The organism is Flavobacterium sp. 2755, from assembly GCF_031455715.1.
Taxonomy (GTDB): Bacteria; Bacteroidota; Bacteroidia; order Flavobacteriales; family Flavobacteriaceae; genus Flavobacterium.
This window is the reverse complement of record NZ_JAVDTG010000001.1, coordinates 881,975-888,130: the sequence shown is the minus strand read 5'-3', so window position 1 is coordinate 888,130 and position 6,156 is coordinate 881,975. Positions and strand designations below refer to the sequence as shown.

The window sequence follows — 6,156 nt, the reverse complement described above, 5'->3', positions numbered from 1 at the left end:
GGGGCTCACCTCTTCCCATCCCGAACAGAGTAGTTAAGCCCGCCTGCGCAGATGGTACTGCAGTATTGTGGGAGAGTATGTCGTCGCCTTTCTTTTAAGAATCCTCATCATGTATTTGATGAGGATTTTTTGTTTTATATTGTTACTAAAAATGACTTTTATTACAAGACTAAACTGTTAAATTATAGTCAATTGTTTGTTCTTCATCATTCATACTTTAGAAGTTTTAAATAGGATTGAGTATTTTTGTGTTTAAATTATTTAGTAAACATGAAGAAAAGTATTTTACTGTTGACACTTTTTGTTCTCACAAACTTAAGTGCACAACAACGTCCCAAATTAGTTGTAGGTATAGTAGTTGATCAAATGAAAATGGAATATTTATATCGATTTTCAGATGATTTTTCCCCAAACGGTTTTAAGAAGTTAATGAATGATGGATTTGTTTTCCAGAATATGCATTATAATTATATGCCGACTTACACTGCACCTGGACACGCTTCTATATATACTGGTACAACACCTGCGACACACGGAATTGTTGGTAACGAGTGGTTTAGCAGAACTCTTGGTAAAGAGATGTATTGTACGGACGATGCTGGGGTGAAAACTGTTGGAGACGGAACTGCAGAAGAAGGTGCAATGTCTCCTAAAAATCTTCAAAGTACTACAATTACTGATGAAGTTCGTATGGCTACCAATTTTAATGGAAAAGTTATTGGAATGAGTCTTAAAGACCGTGGTGCAATTTTACCGGCTGGACATTTTGCAAATTGGGCTTTTTGGTATAGTAAAACGGGATCGTTTATTTCGAGTACTTTTTATGGTGAAAAATTACCGGAATGGGTATCAGAGTTCAATAACGAAAAAAACTACTTAAAATATATTAATAAAGGCTGGGATTTATATAAGCCGGCTTCTGTATATAATGAAAGCCTTCCTGATAATAATCCTTATGAAGGTAAATTATATGGAAGTACTGCTCCGGTTTTTCCGTATGATTTAAAATCAATGTATGAGAAAAATGACGCAGGAGTAATTCGTGCAACTCCATATGGAAACGATTTACTTGCTGATTTTGCTAAAAGAGCGATCGAAAAAGAAAATCTTGGAAGAAATAATACTACGGATTTCTTAACGGTTAGTTTTTCTTCTACAGATTATGTTGGTCATTTACTTGGACCAAGATCTATGGAACTTCAGGATACTTATTTAAGATTAGATCAAACAATAGCTGATTTTTTAGCTTATTTAGATAAAACAGTTGGAAAAGGGAATTATTTACTTTTCTTAACTGCTGACCATGCCGGTGCTGAGAATGTAATTTACTTAAAAGACCGTAAATATAATGTAGACAATTATCCATCAAAAGATGTTAAGAAGAGTCTACAGGATTTTTCTACGAAGACTTTTGGAGTTGATTTGATTCAAAATTATTCAAATTTTAATGTTTTCTTTAATAGACAAATTATAAAAGAAAAAGGGTTAGAATTGGCAAAAGTTAAACAAGCTTTTAAAGAGTTTTTAATTTCTCAGCCACAAGTTAAAAAGGTGTATACAGAAGAAGAAATTTTAGCGAATGTCGGAAACGATTACTCTCTGAATTTTGTAGCAAAAGGTTATGACGTAACTCAAAATGGAGATCTTGTAATTGTTGACAAACCAGGTGATATCGAATATGCTACTACCGGAACTTCACATGGTACTATATACAGTTATGATACTCACGTACCAGCCATTTTTTACGGATGGCATATCAAAAAAGGAGAATCTTACGATAAAAAAGCAATTACTGAAATTGCACCAACTATCGCACAAAAAATAAAAGTTACTTTCCCTAATGGAACTGAAGCAAAAGTATTGCAGGAAGTTTTAGATGAAAAGAAATAAAGTATAAAAGAATAAAAACCTGTCTTGCAAGACAGGTTTTTTTATGGCATAAAAAAAGGCTTTTCATTACGAAAAGCCCTTTTACTTTATTGCTTAGTAAGCACTTATTTAATATTGGCACTATGCGTTTGCCAATACTAATTCTTCATTAAAAGGAAGGTTCCATGCTTCAGCAACTCCTTTGTAAAGGATTTTTCCGTTAGCAATATTTAAACCTTTTTTCAATTCTTCGTTTTCTGCACAAGCTTTTTCCCATCCTTTGTTTGCTAATTGTACTGCATAAGGCAAAGTAGCATTAGTCAAAGCTAAAGTAGATGTATAAGGAACTGCTCCTGGCATATTAGCTACACAATAGTGTACGATATCGTCAATAATAAAAGTTGGGTTTTCGTGAGTTGTAGGAGTACAAGTTTCGATACATCCTCCTTGGTCAACTGCAACGTCAACAACAACAGTTCCCGGACGCATTAATTTAAGCATATCACGTGTAATTAAGTGAGGTGCTTTTGCTCCTGGAATTAAAACTGCACCAACAATTAAGTCAGCATCTTTAATTGCTCTTGTAATATTATAATGGTTAGACATTTCTGTATTTACATTTGCTGGCATAATGTCATCTAATTGACGTAAACGTGGCAAACTTAAATCCATGATAGTAACCTGTGCTCCTAAACCAGCAGCCATTTTTGCAGCTTGAGTTCCAACAATTCCTCCACCTAAAACTAATACTTTTGCCGGCGGAACACCTGGAACACCACCTAAAAGAATTCCTCTTCCTTTTAATGGTTTTTCAAGATATTTTGCTCCTTGTTGAATAGCCATACGACCAGCAACTTCAGACATTGGAACTAATAATGGTAAGCTGCGGTCTGTTTTTTCAACAGTTTCATAAGCTAAACAAACAGCACCTTTTTCAAGCATAGCGTGAGTTAATGGCTCAGATGATGCAAAGTGGAAATATGTGAATAACAATTGATCTTTTTTGATTAATGGGTATTCAGATGCAATTGGTTCTTTTACTTTAATGATCATTTCTGCAATTGCATAAACTTCCTCAATAGTTGGTAAAACTACTGCACCAGCCTGCGCATATTCTTCATCAGCAAAACCACTACCTAAACCAGCAGTTGCTTGTACATAAACTGTATGTCCATGTTTTTTCATTTCAGAAACACCAGCAGGAGTTAAAGCAACTCTGTTCTCGTTGTTTTTTATTTCTTTTGGAACACCTATTATCATTTGATATATTTTTTTGTTTTTTATTGAATTTGTTTTACAAATCTACAGAGAGAGAATAAATTATGGTTTACTGATTAATAAATAAGAAAATATTATTTTATTTTTTACTTTTACAGAAAATTATTCTGTTTTGACCCGTAATTTATTCTTTAAAAAGAAAAAAAAACTAAAAAATACTACTCTGATAAAACGTTTTCGTTATGGCTTTAGATGAAATTGACAAAAAAATCTTACGTCTTTTACAGGAAGATGCACACTATACTTTAAAAGACATCGCAAACAAAATAAATTTGTCCTTAACTCCAGTTCATGATCGGGTGAAACGTCTTGAAAAAGATGGGATTATAGAAAAATACGTTACGATTTTAGACAAGAAAAAACTCGGGAATAATTTAACAGTTTACTGCCAGGTTACACTTACTAAACAGACTTATGATACCTCTGAAGGTTTTAACCAGTCCATTTTAAATTTACCGGAGGTTGTAGAGTGTAATTACGTTTCAGGAAACTTCGATTATATGCTTAAAATTATAATTCCAGATATGGAAAGCTATCATCATTTTCATCAAAAGAAATTATCTGTTTTACCCGAAGTTTCACTTATAAATACCGTCTTTGTAATATCTGAAGTAAAAAGCACAACTGTTTTACCTATTTAGTTTTGTAGTAAAATATTTATATATTTGTGTTTTGAAATTAAATATAGATGGGATACAAAATAAAACCATTGGATACTCGGGATAGAAAAAACATCTATTTATTATTTTTGTTTTTTTCATGCCCAGGAATTATAATCTTACTAGTTTATTGTTATATAGCAATCTTTTGGAGTTCTAGCGAAATTTTTATAAATTCTTTACCACTGATTTTAGCTTGCATAATAATTCCGCACATTTTTTCAATCAAATATTTAATAGTATTAAAAAATAACGAAAAATATGTTGTAAAAGGAATTCTAACATATGTGTGTTCCATACACAATGGAACTTGTTGGTATACAGTTGACGAAAAAGATAAATTTACTACTACAAGTATTGGAGATATATTTTGTGATAGATTGCAAGGAGGCAATGTGGCTGAATTACATATTCTTCCTTATATGTATTCTAAGAAAAAAATATTTTATGCTAAAAGAATAAGTGAGTCTTATGAAATGACTTTAAGTGTTATAGACATTAAAATAAACAAAACAGAGAGTTTTATAAGTATTGTTTTTTCTAATTTTGGGACACATACTTTTCTTAAATCTTCTTTTTTTAATAGTATAAAAATTGGAGATATTCTTTTAGTGAAAGTAACAACAGAAATAACTTCTGGAAAGCCGTTGTTTACTTTTGAAAAAATAACCTCAGATAAGAATTTAAAATTGGATTATAGATTTTAGATTTTCAATCATAAAAAACAAAAACCACCAAGTAAACTTGATGGTTTAAGTAAGTAGTTAGATTGAATTAATAATAAGTATAACGTCTTACCTTGGCAATATATTTTGCAAGACGAATAACTTGATGACTATAACCGTATTCATTATCGTACCAAATATAAAGTACAATGTTTTTTCCATCCTTTGAAACAATAGTTGCATTACTGTCATAAATTGAAGGAGCCGAAGTTCCCACAATATCAGATGAAACCAATTCATTATTAAGTGAATATTTAATTTGCTCTACGAGTTCTCCTTCAAGAGCATATTTTTTCATGATTTTATTGATTGCCGTAATCGACGTTGCTTTTTTAACTTCTAAATTTAAAACCACTAAAGAACCATTAGGAACAGGAACCCGAATAGCATTTGAAGTTAATTTTCCCTCTAAAGACGGTAAAGCTTTTGAAACAGCATTTCCGGCACCAGTTTCAGTAATAACCATATTTAGAGCAGCGGCTCTCCCGCGACGGTATTTTCTATGCATATTATCAACCAAATTTTGATCGTTGGTATAAGAATGAATAGTTTCTAAATGTCCTTTTACAACTCCTAAAGTATCTTCAATAACTTTTAAAACAGGCGTAATAGCATTTGTAGTGCAGGATGCCGCAGAGAAAATATTATTTTCATCTGGATTATAGTCATTATGGTTAACTCCGTGCACAATATTTGGAACACCTTTTCCTGGGGCAGTCAATAAAACTTTATTAACCCCATTTGATGTTAAATGTCTTTTTAAAGCTTCTTCAGTTGTAAATGCTCCTGTATTATCAATTACTAAAGCATCATTAATTTCATATTCCGTATAATCAATTTCTTCTGGAGAATTTGCCGAAATAATATGAACCGTAGTTCCATTAATTATTAGTGCATTGTTTTTAGCATCGGCAATTACAGAACCTTGAAAATCTCCGTGGATAGAATCATAGCGTAATAAAGAAGCACGTTTCTCTAAAGTTACAGCGTCATTTTTATCTCTGGTCACAATTGCTCTCAAACGCAATTGATTTCCTTTTCCGGTTTTTGACATTAATTCCCTTGCCAGTATGCGACCAATTCTTCCAAAACCATAAAGAACAACATCTTTGGGCTGAATTTCTTGTGAAGATTTTGATTTTTTTAATTTTTCAATCACAAAATATCTTGCGTCCGGATATTTCTCATCTTCTAAATGATATTCGTAAGTTAATTTTCCAAGATCTATTTTCGCAGGAGGAAGATCTAAAGACAAAACAACTTTTGCGATTTCGACTGAATCGAAAATGGTGATAGGTTTCCCCACAAATTCACCGGCATATTGATGAAGATTGATAATATCGCTGACATTTTTATCCAATAATTGGTTTTTAAATAAAACCATTTCTATGGATTTGTCATACCACAAATCACTTATCACTTTAATTAATTCGACACCAGCTCTTCTTCGGTCGACTTGTAATGATACCTCTTTTTGGTACAAAGAATTTTTGCTCATAATTGATTAAATTGAAATAATAAAACACTCACTTATTTTATAATTTTGCGCAAAAGTATCTATTTCAATCGATTTCGTAAACTATTTTAGGATTTATTTTTCAAAATAAAAAAGCCACCTTAATTTC

General features: G+C 31.8%; 5 protein-coding genes and 1 rRNA gene. 4 read left to right on the top strand and 2 right to left on the bottom strand.

The window, feature by feature from the left end:
• Positions 1 to 92: ribosomal RNA gene (gene rrf, locus J2Y38_RS03825) — 5S ribosomal RNA — on the top strand; the annotation flags it as partial.
• A gap of 178 nt (positions 93 to 270) precedes the next feature.
• Entirely contained in the window at positions 271 to 1,890 is a 1,620-nt protein-coding gene (gene pafA / locus J2Y38_RS03820; RefSeq protein WP_309839710.1) for an alkaline phosphatase PafA, read from the top strand.
• Between the two features lie 120 nt (positions 1,891 to 2,010).
• On the opposite strand, the gene ald is transcribed toward pafA, so the two are convergent.
• Entirely contained in the window at positions 2,011 to 3,129 is a 1,119-nt protein-coding gene (ald, locus tag J2Y38_RS03815) for an alanine dehydrogenase (protein WP_053474074.1), read from the bottom strand.
• A 200-nt stretch (positions 3,130 to 3,329) separates the two neighbouring features.
• Between ald and J2Y38_RS03810 the strand changes: the two genes are divergently transcribed.
• Both J2Y38_RS03810 and J2Y38_RS03805 read left to right on the top strand, forming a co-directional pair.
• A complete protein-coding gene (locus J2Y38_RS03810; RefSeq protein WP_053474073.1) occupies positions 3,330 to 3,788 on the top strand; it encodes an Lrp/AsnC family transcriptional regulator in 459 nt (152 codons plus the stop codon).
• Between the two features lie 47 nt (positions 3,789 to 3,835).
• Positions 3,836 to 4,513 carry a hypothetical protein gene (locus J2Y38_RS03805; protein WP_309839706.1) on the top strand — a complete coding sequence of 226 codons (678 nt, stop codon included), beginning with the start codon at positions 3,836 to 3,838 and terminating at the stop codon, positions 4,511 to 4,513.
• A 67-nt stretch (positions 4,514 to 4,580) separates the two neighbouring features.
• Here J2Y38_RS03805 and J2Y38_RS03800 read toward each other — a convergent pair whose 3' ends face one another.
• Entirely contained in the window at positions 4,581 to 6,029 is a 1,449-nt protein-coding gene (locus J2Y38_RS03800; protein ID WP_309839704.1) for a glyceraldehyde-3-phosphate dehydrogenase, read from the bottom strand.
• Positions 6,030 to 6,156: the final 127 nt, after the last annotated feature.